The sequence below is a fragment of the Nakamurella sp. GG22 genome (assembly GCF_052976845.2).
On record NZ_JBRIIO020000018.1, the window covers coordinates 76861 to 95806 of the forward strand.

The 18946-nt window shown below is 69.6% G+C and carries 20 protein-coding genes, 1 tRNA gene and 1 pseudogene; 12 read left to right on the forward strand and 10 right to left on the reverse strand.

What is annotated here, in order from left to right:
* Positions 1–172 precede the first annotated feature (172 nt).
* Positions 173–865, forward strand: coding sequence for an IclR family transcriptional regulator (locus ACVBEQ_RS18015; RefSeq protein ID WP_447154672.1), 693 nt, complete (start codon positions 173–175; stop codon positions 863–865).
* Positions 866–1217: 352 nt separating this feature from the next.
* Here the strand turns inward: ACVBEQ_RS18015 and ACVBEQ_RS18020 are convergent, their stop codons facing one another.
* Positions 1218–1541, reverse strand: coding sequence for an RraA family protein (locus ACVBEQ_RS18020; RefSeq protein WP_447154720.1), 324 nt, complete (start codon positions 1539–1541; stop codon positions 1218–1220).
* Between the two features lie 828 nt (positions 1542–2369).
* On the opposite strand from ACVBEQ_RS18020, the gene ACVBEQ_RS18025 reads away from it, so the two are divergent.
* Together ACVBEQ_RS18025 and ACVBEQ_RS18030 are read left to right on the forward strand one after the other, a co-directional pair.
* On the forward strand, positions 2370–3347 hold the full coding sequence (locus tag ACVBEQ_RS18025; RefSeq protein WP_447154673.1) for a cyclase family protein: 978 nt from the start codon (positions 2370–2372) through the stop codon (positions 3345–3347).
* 321 nt (positions 3348–3668) lie between these two features.
* Positions 3669–3998: pseudogene (locus ACVBEQ_RS18030) on the forward strand (alpha/beta fold hydrolase); the annotation flags it as partial.
* 96 nt (positions 3999–4094) lie between these two features.
* Here ACVBEQ_RS18030 and ACVBEQ_RS18035 read toward each other — a convergent pair.
* Positions 4095–4177, reverse strand: a tRNA-Leu gene (locus ACVBEQ_RS18035).
* A 111-nt stretch (positions 4178–4288) separates the two neighbouring features.
* Between ACVBEQ_RS18035 and ACVBEQ_RS18040 the strand changes: the two genes are divergently transcribed.
* The gene (locus ACVBEQ_RS18040; protein ID WP_447154674.1) at positions 4289–5626 is read left to right on the forward strand and encodes a M20/M25/M40 family metallo-hydrolase; all 1338 of its coding nucleotides are present in this window, start codon (positions 4289–4291) and stop codon (positions 5624–5626) included.
* A 27-nt stretch (positions 5627–5653) separates the two neighbouring features.
* Here the strand turns inward: ACVBEQ_RS18040 and ACVBEQ_RS18045 are convergent, their stop codons facing one another.
* The 6 genes from ACVBEQ_RS18045 to ACVBEQ_RS18070 all read right to left on the reverse strand — a co-directional run bounded on the left by ACVBEQ_RS18045 (position 5654) and on the right by ACVBEQ_RS18070 (position 10933).
* Positions 5654–6538 carry an aminoglycoside phosphotransferase family protein gene (locus tag ACVBEQ_RS18045; RefSeq protein ID WP_447154721.1) on the reverse strand — a complete coding sequence of 295 codons (885 nt, stop codon included), beginning with the start codon at positions 6536–6538 and terminating at the stop codon, positions 5654–5656.
* 1 nt (position 6539) lies between these two features.
* Positions 6540–6854: an AzlD domain-containing protein gene (locus ACVBEQ_RS18050; RefSeq protein WP_447154675.1), complete on the reverse strand. Its 315-nt coding sequence runs from the start codon at positions 6852–6854 to the stop codon at positions 6540–6542.
* Entirely contained in the window at positions 6851–7546 is a 696-nt protein-coding gene (locus ACVBEQ_RS18055; protein ID WP_447154676.1) for an AzlC family ABC transporter permease, read from the reverse strand. The genes ACVBEQ_RS18050 and ACVBEQ_RS18055 overlap by 4 nt, the downstream gene beginning before the upstream one ends.
* A 6-nt stretch (positions 7547–7552) precedes the next feature.
* Entirely contained in the window at positions 7553–7852 is a 300-nt protein-coding gene (locus ACVBEQ_RS18060; RefSeq protein WP_447154677.1) for a DUF5703 family protein, read from the reverse strand.
* A gap of 129 nt (positions 7853–7981) precedes the next feature.
* Entirely contained in the window at positions 7982–9931 is a 1950-nt protein-coding gene (locus tag ACVBEQ_RS18065; protein WP_447154678.1) for an AAA family ATPase, read from the reverse strand.
* 63 nt (positions 9932–9994) lie between these two features.
* A complete protein-coding gene (locus ACVBEQ_RS18070) occupies positions 9995–10933 on the reverse strand; it encodes an aldo/keto reductase (RefSeq protein ID WP_447154679.1) in 939 nt (312 codons plus the stop codon).
* Positions 10934–11203: 270 nt separating this feature from the next.
* Between ACVBEQ_RS18070 and ACVBEQ_RS18075 the strand changes: the two genes are divergently transcribed.
* From ACVBEQ_RS18075 to ACVBEQ_RS18110, 8 genes are all read left to right on the forward strand, one after another.
* Positions 11204–12256, forward strand: coding sequence for an LLM class F420-dependent oxidoreductase (locus tag ACVBEQ_RS18075; protein ID WP_447154722.1), 1053 nt, complete (start codon positions 11204–11206; stop codon positions 12254–12256).
* Positions 12253–13083: an undecaprenyl-diphosphate phosphatase gene (locus ACVBEQ_RS18080; RefSeq protein ID WP_447154680.1), complete on the forward strand. Its 831-nt coding sequence runs from the start codon at positions 12253–12255 to the stop codon at positions 13081–13083. The genes ACVBEQ_RS18075 and ACVBEQ_RS18080 overlap by 4 nt, the downstream gene beginning before the upstream one ends.
* Positions 13084–13116: 33 nt before the next feature.
* Positions 13117–13944: an MSMEG_4193 family putative phosphomutase gene (locus tag ACVBEQ_RS18085; RefSeq protein ID WP_447154681.1), complete on the forward strand. Its 828-nt coding sequence runs from the start codon at positions 13117–13119 to the stop codon at positions 13942–13944.
* A 27-nt stretch (positions 13945–13971) separates the two neighbouring features.
* Positions 13972–14535, forward strand: coding sequence for a DUF3090 domain-containing protein (locus ACVBEQ_RS18090; RefSeq protein WP_447154682.1), 564 nt, complete (start codon positions 13972–13974; stop codon positions 14533–14535).
* Positions 14522–15340 (forward strand): SCO1664 family protein, encoded by an 819-nt coding sequence (locus tag ACVBEQ_RS18095; RefSeq protein WP_447154683.1) that lies wholly within the window; start codon positions 14522–14524, stop codon positions 15338–15340. Before ACVBEQ_RS18090 ends, ACVBEQ_RS18095 begins: the two co-directional genes overlap by 14 nt.
* Positions 15325–16074: a M10 family metallopeptidase domain-containing protein gene (locus tag ACVBEQ_RS18100; RefSeq protein ID WP_447154684.1), complete on the forward strand. Its 750-nt coding sequence runs from the start codon at positions 15325–15327 to the stop codon at positions 16072–16074. Before ACVBEQ_RS18095 ends, ACVBEQ_RS18100 begins: the two co-directional genes overlap by 16 nt.
* Positions 16075–16141: 67 nt before the next feature.
* Entirely contained in the window at positions 16142–17359 is a 1218-nt protein-coding gene (gene mshC / locus ACVBEQ_RS18105) for a cysteine--1-D-myo-inosityl 2-amino-2-deoxy-alpha-D-glucopyranoside ligase (RefSeq protein ID WP_447154685.1), read from the forward strand.
* 69 nt (positions 17360–17428) lie between these two features.
* Complete coding sequence (locus ACVBEQ_RS18110; RefSeq protein ID WP_447154686.1) at positions 17429–17644, forward strand: hypothetical protein; 216 nt, start codon at positions 17429–17431, stop codon at positions 17642–17644.
* A 27-nt stretch (positions 17645–17671) separates the two neighbouring features.
* Here the strand turns inward: ACVBEQ_RS18110 and ACVBEQ_RS18115 are convergent, their stop codons facing one another.
* Together ACVBEQ_RS18115 and ACVBEQ_RS18120 are read right to left on the reverse strand one after the other, a co-directional pair.
* Entirely contained in the window at positions 17672–18034 is a 363-nt protein-coding gene (locus ACVBEQ_RS18115; protein WP_447154687.1) for a VOC family protein, read from the reverse strand.
* Positions 18031–18897: a PAC2 family protein gene (locus tag ACVBEQ_RS18120; protein WP_447154688.1), complete on the reverse strand. Its 867-nt coding sequence runs from the start codon at positions 18895–18897 to the stop codon at positions 18031–18033. Before ACVBEQ_RS18120 ends, ACVBEQ_RS18115 begins: the two co-directional genes overlap by 4 nt.
* Positions 18898–18946: the final 49 nt, after the last annotated feature.

Genomic DNA, 18946 nt, shown 5'->3' on the forward strand with positions numbered 1-18946 from the left:
GCCTTCGAGGCCCATGGCCATCCGATCACGAGTGTGCACGGCACAGAACAGCGGTCCGTCTGATAGAAAGATGGCACGCGCGTTGTTGTCACCGTCCGGGTGCAAGCCGAGCACCACGGTGCTGAACGCTCACCAAGCGGTTACCGAATGCCGAGATGAACAGGCGGACACGATGGCTGATCCAGGACGGGTCGAATCGGTCGAGCGCGCACTGTCGTTGTTGGACGCCTTCAGCGACGGCGACGACCGGCTGAGTTTGGCCCAGCTGACCCACAAGACCGGGCTCTACCGGAGCACCATCCTGCGGTTGGCTGGCTCGTTGCAACACACCGGATATCTGCACCGCGACGCGGAAGGCTTTTTCCGGTTGGGTCCGACACTGTGGCGGCTTGGTTCGCTCTACCAGCGGTCGTTCAAGCTTGCTGACTACATCCGCCCGGCCTTGGCCGATCTCGCACAGACCACCGGCGAAACGAGCGCCTTCTACATCAGGGAGGGCGACGAGCGGATCGTCCTCTACCGGCATCACGCGGATCGGCTGATGCGACACCACCTCGAGGAGGGCGCGAGCCTGCCGCTGGACCGGGGTGCCGGCGGGCGCATCCTGCGCGCCTATACCGGTGGCAGCACACCCTCGGACGCCGACGTCCGTTCCGCAGGTTTCTATATCTCAGACGGAGAGCGGGACCCGGAGACGACCGCAGTCGCCGCTCCGGTGTTCACCATCGACGGCACCTTTGTGGGCGCCCTCGGTGTCATCGGATCACGAACCCGGTTGAACGGCGATCACCTGACCTGGGTCAAGGACGTTCTGCTCAAGCAGGCCGCGGAGCTATCGCAAAGCCTTGGTGCCACCAGTCACTGACGTCGATCAATGTTTGAGGATGCCCGTCCCCTGGGTGGACTCGGACCCGGGCGGTGTTCCTACATCGAGCTCGTGCGGCCCTGGTAGCCGGGCCCATCGGACTCGATGTCGATCACGGTTGGAAGAGGATGCCCATCCGCAGAAGTCGAGCTCTCAGGCCGTCGTGTCGCCGGCACCGGCCGATTCGTCTGGCTTTCTCTTGTTCTGCCCTCCGCCTGGTGTGTGGCGCAACATGAATCCTATCGGCGTCGACGACTGGTACATACCCCACCCCATCGTCGTCTGCGATGATCAGATCGCCTGCACACAACGTCCTTTCGTCGATGGCAACGGTGGCGTTCACTTCGCCGAATCAATTTGTAGGACCCGCTATGGTGCCGCCTAGACAGGTAGGCGCTACACGAACGGCGGGGGAGTCGCGGACGGCACCGCTGATGACAATGCGGCCAACCCCTTTTCGTTGTGCAGTGGTTGTATGAGTTCGCCGAAGACCGCGGGTGAGGTCACCGCCCGCATCGACAACAATGTCGTCTCCTTCCGTCGCCAGATCTAGGGCGGCGTGCTCCATGAGGATGTCGCCCGGACGGGTGCGGACGGTGATAGCCCCCGCAGAGATAGCCGCCGACGTTGCAAAGGTCGGAGGCGGTGGCCGCCGGCTGCCAGTCGAGACATGCAGTCGCTGACGTCAGCGACCGGCGGGCCGGTATCGGTCCTGAAGCCAGCCCTGGGACAACGCGTCGACGTTGGCGTATTCGGGACAGCCAGCGATTGTTGGAGGACCAGTCCCTTCAAAGTTGGTTGCGTTGGTCCGGGCGGGTTCATGTGGCCATCCGAGAGAAACAGGATGGCCAAAAGTGCGGACACCAGCGACCATTTTCAGATCCGATGAATTTGCACCGCGAGGACAAGTGTGCCGGTGTCAACACTGTGGGCGTTGCGGGCTGCCTCGCCTATCGCCTTTCGAGTGGGTCGTCCCAAACCGATCCGCGCCAGCAGGACAAATCAGGTCGCACCGGACCAAGTTCCTTGAGATCAGGTCTGCCGCACAGGCTGATCCTGCGCTTCAAAGAGCGCTATAGGCACCGGGTAACCCTGGGTTCAGAGCCGGCAGCTGCACGAAGCCTCGCGGCCGGAGAATCGATCTCGCATACCTTCGGGCGGGAGCGATGCGCAGTGTCGATCCCTATAACAGCTCCACGTGCCAGATGACAACCCGCTTGTGGGGGAATCTAAGCCGTTTGACCCCGGGCAGTCAGACCATGCTTCGCGGCTTCGCTCACTGTGCACCAACGACCGCAAAAGACCACTCATCGAAGATTCAGATTCCGCGGGAAGTTCGCTGACCAGCCCGAAAGCACCCTCTCGCGCACGGTCCAGCCGTCGCCGTTGACGGATGGCCGACCTTCATCTACCATTCTGCACACCGCACTCATAGTCTGTCAGACGCACTACTGTTGGCACTCCTCCGGTCCCGTTGGCCCGCTCGTCGTCGAGAAGGAGCATTATGCCCATCATCGTGCCGTCGTACTCCCAGCTGATGACCCGGCAGGAAGCTCCCACCGGTTCCAGCTGGGGTCTCTTCGATACCGATCCTGAACGGGGAATGGCGAACTTCGCCGGCGCCCACGAAGTCTTGCGCGGGGCGGAATCGATCATCGATGGCCGAGTGTTCTCGCTGGATTACGCGTTAGACGCGTTCAACCCGCCAATGGCCCGCACCCGTCGGGCCCCCGTCCATGAGATCACCAGCAGCCATGCTCAATCGCGGGACGACGTTCTGCGCGAGTTCTACCCACAGGCGAGCAGCCAGGTCGACGGCCTTCGGCATCGCAGGGCGTCCGGGCACGGCTTCTATAACGGGACCGCAGACAGCCTGATCAAGCCCGGCTCGCCCGCAATCGGCATACAGCGCTGGGCCGAAGCGCCGATCGTCGGCCGGGGACTACTGCTGGACATTGCCGGTCTCGCCATCTACAACGGCCATCCTTTGGACCACATCACCGGCCCGGGCCTGCCCGCCTCAATTTTGGATGACGCCCTCGCCGCACAGGGAACCGCGTTGGAGGCCGGCGACTTGATTCTTGTTCATACCGGTTGGGCCGACTGGTATCTCAACGCTGACGTCGCTTCCCGTGAAGAAGTCCGGCAGGCGAGGCGCAGCACTGGGTTCATCCAGCACCAGGATCTGCTGGCATGGTTGTGGGACAACCACATCGCATTGTTCGCCACCGATACCTATGCCGTCGAAGTACTACCACCCGTGGCCGACAGCCCCTTCGCCGATACCGCACCCGAAGATAACGGCATGATGCATCAGGAACTACTCGCCAAGCTCGGCGTCCCCATGGGGGAGCTGTGGAACCTCACCGCCCTCACGGCAGACAGTCGCTCAACAGGCCGTTGGGACGCCTTTGTCACCGTGAAACCTCTGCACGTCGTCGGAGGGGTTGGATCACCACCGAACGCGACAGCAATCCGCTGACAGGTCTTCGAGGGCTCAACCGGCTTGGTGCCCAATCCATGGCCACGAGCCAAATCCGCTGCGACGGGGCGAGGCCTATTACCAACGCGAACCCGGCAGCAAAGCCAAAAAAGGCTGCGCGGTCTGACTGAAGAGCGATGACCGGTACTGCCGCGTAATTCGGGTCGGGAGTTGGTCAGGCGGATTCGCGTTTGACGAGTTGGAAGATGTCGGCCTGCTGCTGATCCAGGGCCTGGGCGCCCACCTGCTGGGCTGGCACTCCGAATTCAGCCAGCAGCTCGCCGACAGGGCTAATACGTCGTCCGGCACGACAACCGCGACATCGGCCTGTCCGACAAATTTCCGGGCGGCGGGTACACCATCACCGACATGGCCACCGACAGCGCCGAACTCCTGCAAGCCCTCGACTCGCCCCCGGCGCACATCGTCGGCCAATCCATGGGCGGGATGATCGCCCAGGAAATCGCGATCACCCACCCCGACGTTGTCCGGTCGCTGACCCTGATCTACACCACCGCGCACAAAAACAACATCATCCTCGACGGCCCCGTTTCCCAGCGGCGGGAACTGCCCGCCGCCCGGAACCGGGACGAAGCCATCGAGCTCTACCTGCTCAACGATGCTTGCGAGAGCGACACCCGGCGAGTTGCTCGAAATCTACAGCTTGATGCAGCTCAGATTGATTTACCTACCCGGGTCCAAGACCGAGAAAGCCGAGGTCAGCGCGGGGGCGTGCGAGAACGTGCGTGTCCGAGGGGGGACTTGAACCCCCACGCCCCTAAGGGCACTAGCACCTCAAGCTAGCGCGTCTGCCATTCCGCCACCCGGACAGGTGTTCGCGGCGCCGGGCACCGCGACGGCCAAGCTTACTCGATCACCGCCGTGCTCCCAACCGCGTCCGGCGGTCACGTCGCGCAGCGGCAGGGTGGTAGGAAAGGCGGATGACCGCTCCGGACCCCACACCCGACGCCGCACAGTCGCAAGCCGAGCGCGAAGTGGTGCAGCTCTGCAGCGAGCTGATAAAGATCGACTCCGTCAACACCGGCGACCCGGCCACGATCGGCGACGGAGAGGCCCGCGCCGCCCGGTACCTGCAGCAGAAGCTGGACGAGGTCGGCTACGAGACCACCTATGTCGAGGCGGCACCGGGCCGCGGGAACGTGATCTGCCGGCTGGCGGGGTCGAACCCCGACCGCGGCGCGCTGCTCATCCACGGGCACGTCGACGTGGTCCCCGCCGACCCGACGGAGTGGACGGTCGACCCGTTCTCCGGCGCGGTCCGGGACGGCTACGTGTGGGGGCGCGGCGCCGTCGACATGAAGGACATGGTCGCGATGACGGTCGCCGTCGCCCGCGAGTTCAAGTCCACCGGGTACGTGCCGCCGCGGGACCTGATCTTCGCCTTCATGTCCGACGAGGAAGCCGGCGGCGACTGGGGCGCCCAGTGGCTGGTCGACCACCACCCGGAACTGTTCGAGGGAGCCACCGAGGCCATCTCCGAGGTGGGCGGGTTCTCCATCCCGATCGCCGACGACCGGCGCGCCTATCTGGTCGCGGCGGCCGAGAAGGGCGTTGCCTGGGCGCATCTCACCGCGACCGGACGCGCCGGCCACGGGTCGATGATCAACGACGACAACGCGGTCAGCCGGATCGCCGCGGCCGTCTCCAGGCTCGGTACGCACGAGTTCCCCATCACCCACACCGCCACGGTCGACGCCCTGCTCGCGAGGATCACCGAGCTCACCGGCCTGGAGTTCCCGGAGGAGGACCTCGAATCCGCGGTCGCGAAGGTGGGTCCGGTCGCCCGGATTCTCAACGCGACGCTCCGCAACACTGCGAATCCGACCATGTTGAACGCCGGCTACAAGGCGAACGTCATCCCGTCCACCGCCACCGCCACCGTCGACTGCCGGGTACTGCCCGGCTCAGAGGACACCTTCCGGGACGAGGTCGCCCGGATCGTCGGAGACGATGTGCAGATCGACTGGACCTGGCACCCGCCGCTGGAATTCCCGTTCGAGGGCGACTTGGTGAACGCGATGACCGCAGCGCTGCACGCGGAGGACCCGGCGGGGACCACCGTGCCGTACATGCTGTCCGGAGGCACGGACAACAAGGCCTTCGCTCGACTGGGCGTCGCCGGCTACGGGTTCGCACCGTTGCGTCTGCCCGCCGACCTGGACTTCTCGGCGCTGTTCCACGGCGTCGACGAGCGGGTGCCGGTCGATGCGCTGCAGTTCGGCACCCGGGTGCTTGACCGGCTGCTGCGGACCTGCTGACCGCGACCGGGCGACCGCAGAATGGGATCACCAACCCAACGCGGCCGCCAACCGCGCGCACCGAACCGGGTCCTCGGTGAGCCCAGCGGACAAACCCCACAACCAGTAGTCGATCGTGCGCAACCTCGCCCAGGCCAGCGCCCTGCGGTCGTCGAGCTCGGCGGTCCGCACCAGCGTGTCCAGGTGCGCCAGAATCGCTGCATCATCCGGCATCTCGTCGAGCCTGGTCCAGAGCACCCGTGCGAGGTCGTACTCCGGGTCACCGCGGAGCAGCACCGGGTCGACGACCAACCACGGCTCGCGCGTCGCTTGCAGGACCTGGTCGGCGTGCAGGTCGCCGTTCACCGCCACCGCCGAGACGGTGGCCGAGAGTGCCAGAGCCGTCTGCTGGGCAGCCGACAGCACGGAACGGGGAAAAGGGCGGCCGAGGCGTTCCCAGTCGAGCGCGAGGGAGCTCATCAGATCCGCGGCAATCCGGTCTGTGCCGTGCACCGGCGCCGGGGCGGGAACAGTCATCCGGCGGAGCACCGTCCCGACCACGATCATCGACTCGCCGACGGGCCGACTGCTGGCCGGCGTCCCCGGAACGATCCGCTCGAGCAGCATGGCGGCTGCTGCGGAGTCATGTTGGATCAGCCGCACTGTTCCCCGGCCGTCCCAGAACCGCAGCGCGGCAACCTCCTTCGTCGTCGCAGGGTCGGGCGGGGCCAACCGGAGAACCAGCCGCTCGCCGTCCCGCAGCACCGGCACCACCAGGGCGTTCGAGCCGTGCCAGGGTCCGCCGGCGCCCTGATCGACGGTCAGCTCCCAGCGGCGCAGGCTCGCGTCGACGAGCGCCGGCAGCGCCGCCAGCCAGTCCGCACCACCGTGCCACCAGCGCGGTTGGTCCAGGTAACCCTGCGGGATCTCGATGTCACGTCCCCGGGAGCCACAGCCGCACCATCGCGGTGGTGAAAGCGGCCAGCGCGACCACCACCAGGAATGGCGCCCGCCGCCAGACGGCGATGCCCGCAACGGCCAGGCCCGCGGCCCTGGCGTCGAGTACCAGCTCCGATCCCAACGAGAAGGTCTGCACGGCAACGAGAGCGGACAGCAGAACGATCGGCAGCAGCCCAGCGATCCGCAGCACACTGGGTCGCTCCAGGACGGTCTTCGGAACCGAGAGACCGGCGAGTTTCAGCAGGTAGCAGCCCAGACAGCCGACGGCGATGCCGATCCACAGGGTCACGGCGCCGCCCCGGTGCGCCGGGGGATCAGGCCGGCAACGACCCCGACGAGGGCGGCGATCAGGACGGGGAAACCGACCGGCACGAACGGGACGGCGACGAGCGCGACGAGTGCGGCGGCGAGGGCGATCGCCCAGGCCTCACGGCCGCGCAGCCGGGGCGCCAGGAGAGCGAGAAAGGCGGCCGGCACGGCAGCGTCGAGACCCAGCACCCGCGGATCCGACAACCAAGACGCCCCGAGGGCGCCGACGGCGGTGCCCAGGTTCCAGAACACGTACACCCCGATGCCGGTGGCATAAAAGCCCAGCCGGGCGGCGCGTTCGGAGTCCCGACCGATCGACATGGCCGTGGATTCGTCAAGGACGAACTGTGCCGTCAGCAGCCTCCGCCCGCCGGTGACCCGCAGGAACTCCGACAGCCGCAGGCCGTAGAGGGCGTTACGGGCACCGAGCATGATCGCCGTCGCTGCGCCGGCGAGCGGCGCGCCGCCGCCGGCGATCACTCCGATCAGGCCGAACTGGCTGGCACCGGTGAACATCAGGAGCGACAGTGCCATCGTCTGCCAGAAGCTCAGTCCAGCGGCCAGCGAGATAGCCCCGAACGAGATCGCGTAGGCACCTGTTGCGATGCCGACGCCCATCGCGTCGCGAATCACCTCGGAGCGGGTCAGCCGCCAGGCAGGGTCGGTGGACACGCCCCGTCAGGGAGTCAGGTCGGGCAGCAGCGCCGAACTGCGCCGGCGGCGGAGCCACACCCGGCGGCTCCCGTCGGGGAACCGCAGCACCCGCGCGAGTTCCCACCCGGAGAACTCCGCCCGGATGGCCAGCATGGTGGCCGCGGCCGAGCGGGACACCCGTGCATCGATCCGCAGCGGCTGGTAATCGAATTCGTCCGACGTGGTCCACGGGGCACTCTTCGGTGCCCTCGGCTGATGCCCGGGGCCGGAACCGCCTGCGGACTCCTGGGTTTCCTGATCAGCGATGCCCATCACCTCCGTCACCAGGGGCCGCACCGGCGACCCGCGAACGCTCCACGACTGTCTGAGGCGATCACGCGCAGACTACCCACCGGCGCGCCCCGACCGCACGCTCGCGGAGTGAGCGTCGTCGTCCGGTTGAACGTCAGCTGGTCAGGTCGCCGGTGTGAGCTCGTCCTGCTCGGACTCGTCCTGCGGGTCGGGAGCCGCGATTTCCGTTCGCAGCAACGCGGCCAATCTGGTCCGGCGCGGGATCGAGCCGATGTCCCTGACGGCCCTGGCCAACGCCGGCCCGGCGGCGTGCACCACCGAGAGGTGCCGCCGCGCCCTGGTCAGCGCGGTGTAGACGAGGGGCCGGGAGAGCATCGCACCGGCCTCCGGGGGCATGACGGCCACTACGGCCTCCCATTCCGACCCTTGGGCGCGGTGCACGGTGATCGCCCAGCCGTGCAGCAGGTCGCCCAATGCCTTGCCGGCGATGGCGGATTCCCCGCCGGTGAACGCCACCTGCAGCGAGTTGTCCCCGCAGGACAGCACGGTGCCCACCTCTCCGTTGGCGTAGCCGGTCGGCTCCGCGTCGAGGTGATTGGCCGTGGCGACCACCCGGTCGCCCTTGTCGAACCCGCGCACGGTGCCGGTCCCCGGGTTCAGCACCGCCTTGAGCGCCCTGTTCAGGGCCTGGGTGCCGGCGGGTCCTCGGTGCACCGGGGTGACGACCTGGATCTGGTCGGCATCACAGGCGAAGACCCGTGGGATGGAATCGATGACGAGTTGCACGACCCGCTTGGCGGCGTCGTCGGAACCGCGGGCCGGGACCACGACCACCTCGTGGGTCGGGTCGGCGACCGGTACCAGGTCGCCGGCGCGGACCGCGATCGCCAGCCGGGCGATCGCGCCGCCCTCGGTCTGCCGGTACAGCGTGCTGAGCTCGGTGACGGGCAGCATGCCGCTGTCGATCAGATCGCCCAGCACCCTGCCGGGGCCGATCGACGGCAGCTGCGCGGGATCACCGACGATCACCAGGTGGGTGGTGTCGGACAGCGCGCGGATCAGCGCCGCGCCGAGTTCGACGTCGAGCATGGAGGTCTCGTCGACAACGACCAGGTCGGCGTCGATCGGGTTGAGCTCGTCGCGTTCGAAGACCGAGCCGGTGGCGCCGGGTGCGGGCGGCCGCGCGCCCAGCAACCGGTGCACCGTCGTGGCGTTGTTGCCCGCCAGTTCCTCCAGCCGCTTCGCCGCCCGCCCGGTCGGCGCGGCCAGTGCGATCGATGCGTCGACCTTGCGGCAGAGGGCGACGATGGCGGCCACCGTCCGGCTCTTGCCGGTTCCCGGGCCACCGGTCAGCAGGCTGACACCGTGCGCCGCGGCCAGCGAGACCGCGCCGGCCTGGACCTCGTCCAAACCCTTGACCGCCGTGCTGACCGCGCGTTGGCCGGCCATCGTCGATGCCGTACTGACCAGCCGCGCTATGCCGACCGCGATGTCGGATTCCGCCTGCGACAGCACCTTACGCGCGATCCACGGCTCGCCCGACCCGGTCGGATCGTCGATCGCGACCACCCCGCCGGCGTCGATCGCGGCCGCGACGGCAAGCGCGGCGTCGACGCCGAACGGCCGCATGCCGTCGGCCACCAGTGCCGCCGGCGCCGCGGTATGCCCGTCCCGGGCGTAGCGCGCCAGCGTCCACTCGACCAGCGCCCGGCCGCGGCGGGGGTCGTCCCGGCGGACATCGGGCTCGATCGATCGGGCGAGCCGGTCGGCCTGGCCGACCGCGGCGTCGGGCAGCGCGAGCAGCCGCCATGGGTCGGCACGAAGGGCGGTGCCGGCGTCGTCGCCGAGCGCCTCGGCAAGCCGGGCCGACCAGCGCGCCGGGATCTCCTGCGGCACCAGCAGTTCGGCGATGTCGTAGAGCCGGCCGGCGCCGATGAAGCTGGTGACCAACCGGTTCGCCCGCCGGTCCGTCATCCGCGGTATCGACGACAGCTTGGCCGCCGTGACGTCCGCGGGGGACCGGATACCGGCCTCGGCGAGTCGTGCCGCGGTCGGCTGGCCGAGCCCCGGCCACAGGCCGGCGGCGCAGAACTCGGCGAACACGTCAGGCACGCCCGGACCCTACCCGCGGCGGCGGGCCCGTCAACGACACAGACCGCGGAGGCAGGTGGCGGTTCAGCCGGCCGCCGGGGTGCCGGAGCTGACGTCCTCCAGTGCGCTGCGGATCTCGGCCGGGAGGGTGATCTCCTCGGCCGCGAGCGAGCCGAGCAGCTGCGCACGGTCGCGGGCACCGATCACCACGCTGGACACCGCGGGGCGGTCCCGGACCCAGGCACAGGCGACGGCGAGCGGCGAGGTACCCAGGCCGTCGGCCGCGGTCGCCACCGCCTCGACGATCCGCGCGGCCTGTTCGGTGCGGTACCGGCCGACGTACCGGGTGAAATGCGGTGACGCTCCCCGCGAGTCGGCCGGGGTGCCGTGCCGGTACTTGCCGGTGAGCACGCCACGGCCGAGTGCCGCCCACGCCAGGAAGCCCAGCCCGTGCACCTCAGCGGCCGGCAGCACCGAACCCTCCGGGCCGCGCTCCAGCAGTGAGTACTCCGATTCCACCGACACCAGCGGGGTGCCGGGGGAGCCCGCCTTCAGGTAGCCCGCCAGGGTCGCCAGTTGCCAGCCGTTGACGCCGGACAACCCGACGTAGCGGGTCCGGCCCGAGTCCACCGCCGTCCGGAGCGCCGAACAGGTCTCCTCGAACGGCACCGCCGGGTCAAACCCGTGCACCTGCCACAGATCGACGTGATCGGCGCCCAGCCGCGTCAACGACCCGTCGAGCGCCGCGAGCAGCTTCCCCCGTCCACCGCCGACGCCGACTGTGGTGGTCGACAGCACGACGGAGGAGCGGCTGACCACGTCGGGAACCAGGGTGCCGAGGATGGCCTCGGCGTCGCCGTCGCCGAAAATGTTCGCGGTGTCGATCAGCGTGCCGCCCGCCCCGACGAACGCCTCCAGCTGCGCGGCGGCCGCGTCGGCATCGGTGTCCCGGCCCCAGGTCATCGTGCCCAGGGCCAACCTGGACACTTCGAGACCGCTTCGGCCGACACGACGGGACTCCATGGCCGCAAACCTATCGAGTGGGCGAGCCGTGACAGGTCAAGGGGCAGGTCACGCGGCGTCCCGGTGTCCTGCGGGGCGCCGAACCCGGACCGTCGCCGCGCCCGGGTACCGTGACCGGGGCGTAACGGCAGCTCCCGGGTGTGATCCCGGGTGGTGCTGCTGCCGCCGGCCCGCAGCCGGCCGACACCGCCGGGCAGCCAGGACACCGGCCGGGTCTCTCAACGGGACCACCATCAACAGCAGGGGGCGATCAGCAGCGTGGCAACTCGGATGCGCATCGGGCTGAACCTCGGGTACGTCACGACCGCGGAGGAACTCGCCGACAACCTCGCTCTGGCGCAGGCGGCGGAGTCACTCGGCTTCGACACCGTCTGGGCCGCGGAGGCCTACGGGTCGGACGCCGTCACCGTGCTGGCCGCCGTCGCGGCCCGCACCCACCGCATCGGGATCGGCTCGGCCGTTCTGCAGATCCCGGGCCGCACCCCCGCGATGACGGCGATGACGGCCGCCACCCTCGATGCCCTCTCGCAGGGCAGGTTCCGGCTCGGGCTCGGGGTCTCGGGACCGCAGGTTTCCGAGGGCTGGCACGGAGTGCGCTTCGCCGACCCGGTCGGCCGGACCCGGGAGTACGTGCAGATCGTCCGGCAGGCGCTCAGCCGCCGCCGGGTCACCTCCGGCGGGAGCCATTTCACCCTGCCGCTGCCCGACGGACCGGGCAAGGCGCTGGTCCTGGCGCTGCAGCCGGTCCGGCCGGTCGTACCGATCTACCTCGCAGCGCTCGGTCCGAAGAACCTTGACCTGACCGGGGAGATCGCGGACGGCTGGCTGGCGATCTTCTTCGACCCGGAATCGGCGTCCGGTTCTATCGCCCGGATCGCGAACGCCGCACGGGCCGCGGGCCGCGACCCGGCAGAGATCGACATCTGCGCGTCCATCCCGGTGTCGGTGGCAGACGACCCGGTCGCCGCGGCCAACCGGGTCCGGCCGTATGCCGCCCTGTACATCGGCGGCATGGGATCGGCGAAGACCAACTTCTATCACCGCACGGCAAGTGAGATGGGCTACGGGACCGAGGCCGACGAGGTGCAGGAACGGTTCCTGGCCCGCGACTACGCCGGCGCGGCCGCCGCGGTGCCGTACGAGTTCATCGACCGGACCAGCCTGCTCGGACCCGTCGAACGGATCGCGGAGCGGCTGCAGCGGCTCGCCGACGGGGGAGTGACCTCGATCAGCGTCAACTGCTTCGACACCGACCTGGAGTCCAAGATCGCAACCCTCGGCACCGTCATGCAGGCGGCCGAGCGGGTCGGGGCGGGCGCGTGACGATCTGGCAGGCCATCGTCCTCGGCATCGTCGAGGGTCTCACCGAATTCCTCCCGGTCTCCTCGACCGGGCACCTGACCATCGTCGCCCGGATGCTGGGCCTGTCCATCGACGACCCGTCGGTCACCGGCTTCACCGCCGTCATCCAGGTCGGCGCCATCGCGGCGGTGATCATCTACTTCTGGACCGACATCGTGGTCCTGCTCCGGGCGTGGTTCAGGGGCCTGTTCAACGCGAAACACCGCGCGGACCCGGACTACCGACTGGCCTGGCTGGTGATCATCGGATCGCTGCCGATCGTGGTGGTCGGCTTCGTCGCCCGGGACTTCATCTCCGGGCCGCTGCGCAGCCTGTGGGTGGTCGCGATCGCGCTGATCGTGTGGGGCGTCGTCATGTTGATCGCCGAGGCGGTCGCCAAGCAGGACCGCGGCGAACGCGACCTGAACCTGCCGGATGCGCTGCTGATCGGGTTCGCCCAGTGCCTGGCGCTGGTCCCGGGCGTGTCCCGGTCGGGTGCGACCATCTCGGTGGGCCTGATGCGCGGACTGGACCGGGTGACGGCCACCAGGCTGGCGTTCCTGCTCGGGATCCCCGCGCTGGTCGGGGCGGGCGTCTACCAGCTTCCGGAGGCGCTGCAGACCGGCGGCGTCGGGTGGTTGCCGACGCTGATCGGCACCGTCGTGTCGTTCGTCGTCGCGTACGCCTCGGTCGCCTGGCTGCTGCGCTACGTCGCCGGCCACACGATCCGGGTGTTCGTCTGGTACCGCTGGGCACTGGGCGCCGCGATCATCATCGCCCTGACCACCGGCGCGCTCACCGCCACCTGACCGGCTCCCCACACACCCAGGAAGACGGACGAGATGACCGCCGACACCGCAGCACCCGCGATTGCAGATCCGGATAAAACCGCGCCCGACACCGCAGAACCCGAGGCAGCAGCACCGGACGCAGGAGCACCCGCCAAGCCGCCGGCCCCCCCGGTGGTCACCGTGGTGCTCGTCCGGCACGGCCGGTCCACCGCGAACACCGCGGGCATCCTCGCCGGCCGTACGCCCGGCGTGCGGTTGGACGACCACGGCGAGGGCCAGGCCGCGGGCGTCGCCGACCGACTGGCGGGCATCACCATCGACCGGCTGATCTCCTCGCCGCTGGAGCGGTGCCGGCAGACCCTGGAGCCGTTCGCGACGGCGTCCGGGATCGAGGTGGAACTGGACGAACGCTTCGCCGAGGTCGATTACGGGAACTGGGCAGGGAGGCCGCTGAAGGACCTGGCGACCGAACCGCTGTGGCGCACGGTTCAGCAGCATCCGTCAGCAGCCGTCTTCCCGGGCGGTGAGGGCCTGGCCACCGTTTCGAGCCGGGCCGCGGAGGCCATCCGTGACGTTCGGCTGGCGGCCGTCAAGGACCAGACCGTGCTCATCTGCTCCCATGGAGACGTCATCAAGGCCATCCTCGCCGACGCGCTCGGCCTGCACCTGGACTGCTTCCAGCGCATCGTGGTCGCCCCCGCGTCGCTGTCGGTGATCCGCTACACCCCGCTTCGTCCGTTCGTCGAACGGATCAACGACACCGGTGATCTCGGCCTGCTCCGACCGCCGCCGCCCGCGGTCACGGCGGCGGACGCGGCGGTACTGGCCGGGAGCGCCACCCCGACGTCGGACGCCGTTCCCGGCGGGGTCACCCACTGATCGCGTTGCCCTAAGCTCGGAGGTGCCATGTCGCGACAGATCCACATCTTCCGCTCGCCCGACCGCTTCCTCGCCGGAACCGTCGGGCAACCCGGCGAACGCGAATTCTTCCTGCAGGTGGTCGACGGCCGCCGCGTGCTGTCGGTGGCCTGCGAGAAGCAGCAGGTCGCCGTGCTCGCCGACCGGCTCGGGTCACTGATCACCGAGGTCGCCCGCCGGTTCGGCGCCGAGGCCGACGCCGATCCCATTGCGCCGATCGCCGACCTCGGCCTGGCCACCCCGGTGGACGCGGAGTTCCGGGTCGGCACCATGGGCCTGGCCTGGGACGGCGAGGGATCGCAGGTGATCGTCGAACTGCTTGCGCTGTCAGAGGAAGAGGTCGGCGAGGACATCGTCCTGGAGGACCGCGAGGAGGGGCCGGACGCGCTGCGGGTGTTCCTGTCGCTCAGCGAAGCCCGGGATTTCGCCAAGCACGCCGAGTTGATCGTCGCGGCCGGGCGGCCACCGTGCCCGCTGTGCAACAACCCTCTCGATGCAGAAGGCCACATCTGCCCGCGGCTGAACGGTTACCACCGCGGTGCCATCGGCTGACCCGGCGTCCGATCCCATCGAGGAGGACGTCGTCGCGGAGATCATCGGCCGCGGCGAGATCTCCGTCACCGGCCGGTTGAGCGACGCCTCCAACCTGACGTTGCTCGGCGAGGCCACGCTGGACGGGCTGACGGTCGCCTGTATCTACAAGCCGGTGCGCGGCGAGCGGCCGCTGTGGGACTTCCCGGACGGCACGCTGGCCGAACGGGAACGCGCAGCCTTCCTGGTGTCCCGGACCGCCGGGTGGGACTGCGTCCCGCTGACCATCCTCCGGGACGGACCCTACGGGCACGGCATGGTGCAGCGCTGGATCGAGGACGCGGACCCGGAGGACGTCGTCGACCTCGCCCCGGTCAGCCGGATTCCCGCAGGCTGGCTGGCGGTGTTGCGCGCGGTCGACGTCGACGGCAGCGACGTCGCCGTCGTGCACGCCGACACCCCGGCGCTCAGCACGCTGGCCGGCTTCGATCTGGTGGTCAACAACGCCGACCGCAAGGGCTCGCATGTGTTGCCGCTGCCGGACGGCCGGGTCCTGGGTGTGGACCACGGACTGACCTTCCACACCGACGACAAGCTCCGGACGATCCTGTGGGGCTGGGCGGGCAAGCGGCTGACACCCGCGGTGCTCGAGGGCATCGAACGGTTGCGCCGGGAGGTCGACGGCGAGCTGGGCGACCGGCTCGGGGAGCTGCTGACGCTCACCGAGATCCGTGCGCTCAGGACGCGGCTGGACCGGCTCGCCGCGACCGGGAAATTCCCGCGCGCACCCGGTCACCGCACGCCGATCCCATGGCCGCCGCTGTGAATCCACCGCCGAGCCCGCTGGCCGGCCTTGCCCGGGTGGCCTCCCGAGCCGTCGGTGGCCTCGCGCTGGACGTCTCCAGCGGATTGGCCAGGGCCGCTGAGGCGGCGAGGGCGGCCGCGACGGGAACATCGATCGGCCCGGCGTCGCTGCGGGTCTCGGTCGTCATCCTGTCCGACGAGAAGGGTGTGCCACTCACCACACCGGAGGCGATGGCGCCGTCCATCGAGCTGGCCACCTCGGTGCTCACCGCCGAGGCCGGGATCCGGGTGCGGATCACCGACGTGCAGGTGATCGAGGAGCCTGCGCCGGCGCGTGCCCTCGACCCGCGGGCCAACCGGATGCTGCTGCTCGACGACGTGCTGGGCCGGACGGAGTTCTACCGCCGGCACGCGGCCCCCGTCGACCTCGCGACGGCCGTCGTCGGGGCACCGATCACCGTCATCGTCGTCCGCGACATCGCCGGCCGGGTGACCGGATGCTCGCTGGGCATCTCCGCCGACTGGGTGATCGTGCAGGGCTCGCTGTTCGACCGTGCCCGCGAGAACACCTACGACGAAACGGTTCTCGTCCACGAGTTGGGTCATGCGCTGAACCTTCCGCATGTCCGGATGCGGCGGAACCTGATGTTCCCGGCGTCGTCTCCGCCGGGGGACCTGCGGGGGACCGAACTGCAGGGCTGGCAGGCGGCGATCCTGCACGCGAACCGTCACGTCGTACCGGGCGTGCCGGCCTGACCGTCGCGGGTGGCATGGGTCGGTCCGAGCGCCGGACCCGGGTGCCGGCGACGTTTAGGGTGGACCGGTGCAGTCCTGGAATCGTCCCCCCGTCCCGTCCCTTCCCGGTTCGCCGGAACCGCTCCGGCTGCACGACACGGCCACCGCGTCCGTGCGCCCGACCGCTCCGGGCGACACCGCGACCATCTACGTCTGCGGCATCACCCCGTATGACGCCACCCACCTCGGCCACGCCGCCACCTACCTGGCGTTCGACCTGGTGCAGCGGGCCTGGCTGGACAACGGGCACCGGGTGCACGCCGTGCAGAACATCACCGACATCGACGATCCGCTGCTGGAACGGGCGGCGAGGGACGGCATCGACTGGCGCGACCTCGCGGCCAGGGAGATCGAGCTGTTCCGGCAGGACATGACGGCGCTGCGGGTGCTCCCGCCGACGGACTACATCGGTGCGGTGGAGGCGATGGACGAGGTGTCGTCGGCGGTCGCCGCCCTGCTGGAGACGGGTGCGGCCTACCGGGTCGACGACCCGGCGCACCCCGACGTGTACTTCGACGTCGCCAGCGCACCGAAGTTCGGCTACGAATCCCGCTACGACCTGGCGACCATGCTCTCCCTCGCGGCCGAGCGCGGGGGTGACCCGGAGCGACCCGGCAAGCGCAACCCTCTGGACCCGCTGCTCTGGCGGATGGAGCGGGAGGGCGAGCCGTCCTGGGCGTCACCGATGGGTCCGGGCCGGCCGGGTTGGCACATCGAGTGCGCCGCCATCGCCGGCAATCGGCTGGGCCCGACCATCGATGTGCAGGGTGGCGGCAGCGACCTGATCTTCCCGCACCACGAGTGTTCCGCCGCGCACAGCGAGGTGCTGACCGGGGTCAGGCCGTTCGCCCGGCACTACACGCACGCCGCGATGATCTCGCTGGACGGCGAGAAGATGTCGAAATCCCGCGGGAACCTGGTCTTCGTCTCCCGGCTGCTCGCCGACGGTGTCGACCCGATGGCGATCAGGGCGGCGTTGCTGGCCGGACACTACCGGACCGACCGGCCCTGGACCGACGACCTGCTGACCACCGCGCAGGCACGGCTCGACCGGTGGCGTGCCGCAGCTTCCCGGGCCGGGGCCGACGCTGGCCAGGTGCTGCAGGATCTTCGCCGCGCACTGGCCGATGACCTCGACACACCGGAAGCGCTGGCGGTTCTCGACCGTTGGGCGGCGGACGACACGCTGGACGGCGCGCTGATCGCGGACGCCGCGGACGCCTTGATGGGTTTCGACCTCCGCTGACGGGTACTGGTGGGTCGGAACACGAAACGGACCGCCCCCCGGCGGCGCCGACCCATCGAAAGGGGAGTCATGACCGACGCCGAGCCACAGCGCGACCAGCCCACCGAAGACGAAAAGCGGGCCGCGGCCGGTGCCGAGGATTACGACGGCCAGCCGATCAGCGACGCGGAGTTCGCCGAGGTCTGGGAGGCGCCGTCAGCCCGCGGCGACATCGATGCGGACCAGTCCGGCGGCGACATCGCGGGCGGGGACCAGGCAGGCACCGGCGGCGGCGAGCCCGCCTGAGTGGGATTACGTGAGCTGCGGCCCGCGTCAGGTGCCTGATGCCCGGCGCGGGCCCAGCACGCAGAACTCGTTCCCCTCCGGATCGGCGAGTACCACCCACGGCACGTCGCCCTGACCGACGTCGACCCTGGTCGCGCCGAGGGACAGGAACCGCTCGACCTCCGCGTCCTGGTCCGCCGGGCGGAAATCCAGGTGCAGCCGGTTCTTTCCGATCTTGGGCTCGGCGACCGGCACGAACAGCAACCCCGGCATGGTGTCCGGCGCCGGCCTGATCTCCACCTCGTCCGGGTCGTCCCCGACGAACACCCAGCCCAGAGCGTCGGCCCACCAGCGTCCCAGCGCCTGCGGGTCGGCGGCATCGACGATGACCTGCTCCCATTCGAGCGTCATCGGGACCGTCCGCCGGCCTCCCCGGGGCGCGGGCCCCGACGCCGCAAATACCGCTCGAACTCCGCGGCGATCGACTCGCCGGAAGCCGGCTGCAGCGGCTCGTCCTCTTCCTCGCGCTCTTCCAGCGCCCGGATGTACTCGGAGATCTCGTCGTCCTCCGACGCGATCTGCGAGACCTCGGTCTCCCACTCGGCGGCCTGGCTGGGCAGCGTCCCGAGCGGCACCTCGATGTCCAGGATCTCCTCGACCCGGTGCAGCAGCGCCAGGGTGGCCTTCGGTGACGGGGCCTGTGACACGTAGTGCGGGACCGACGCCCAGAACGACAGTGACGGGATGCCGGCCTGGACGCAGGCGTCCTGGAACACCCCGGAGATGCCGGTCGGGCCCTCGTACCGGGATCGGGCCAGGCCCATCCTGGCGGCGGTCTCCTGGTCGTGCGCCGAGCCGGTGACCTGGATCGGGCGGGTGTGCGGCACATCGGCCAGCAGCGCGCCGAGCCCGATGACGGTGGCCACCTGGTGGTCGACGGCGATCTTGAGCAGCTCGTCGCAGAACGCCCGCCAGCGGAAGTTCGGCTCGATGCCGTGGACCAGGATCACATCGCTCGGCGAGCCCTCGAGGCGGCACGCCGAGAGCCTGGTGGTCGGCCAGTCGATGGTCCTGGTGACGCCGTCGATCAGCCGAACGGTCGGTCTGGTGACCTGGAAGTCGTAGTACCCCTCGGGGTCCAGCTCGGTCAGCGGGGTGGCATCCCAGGTCAATCCCAGCTGTTCAACGGCAGCGGTCGCAGCGTCTCCGGCGTCGTTCCACCCCTCGAAGGCGGCGATCATCACCGGGTTGCGTAGGTCCGGGAACTCACTCACGCAGGTCAGCCTACGTGCGTTCGGGACCCGCGCGACCCCCCACGCCCGC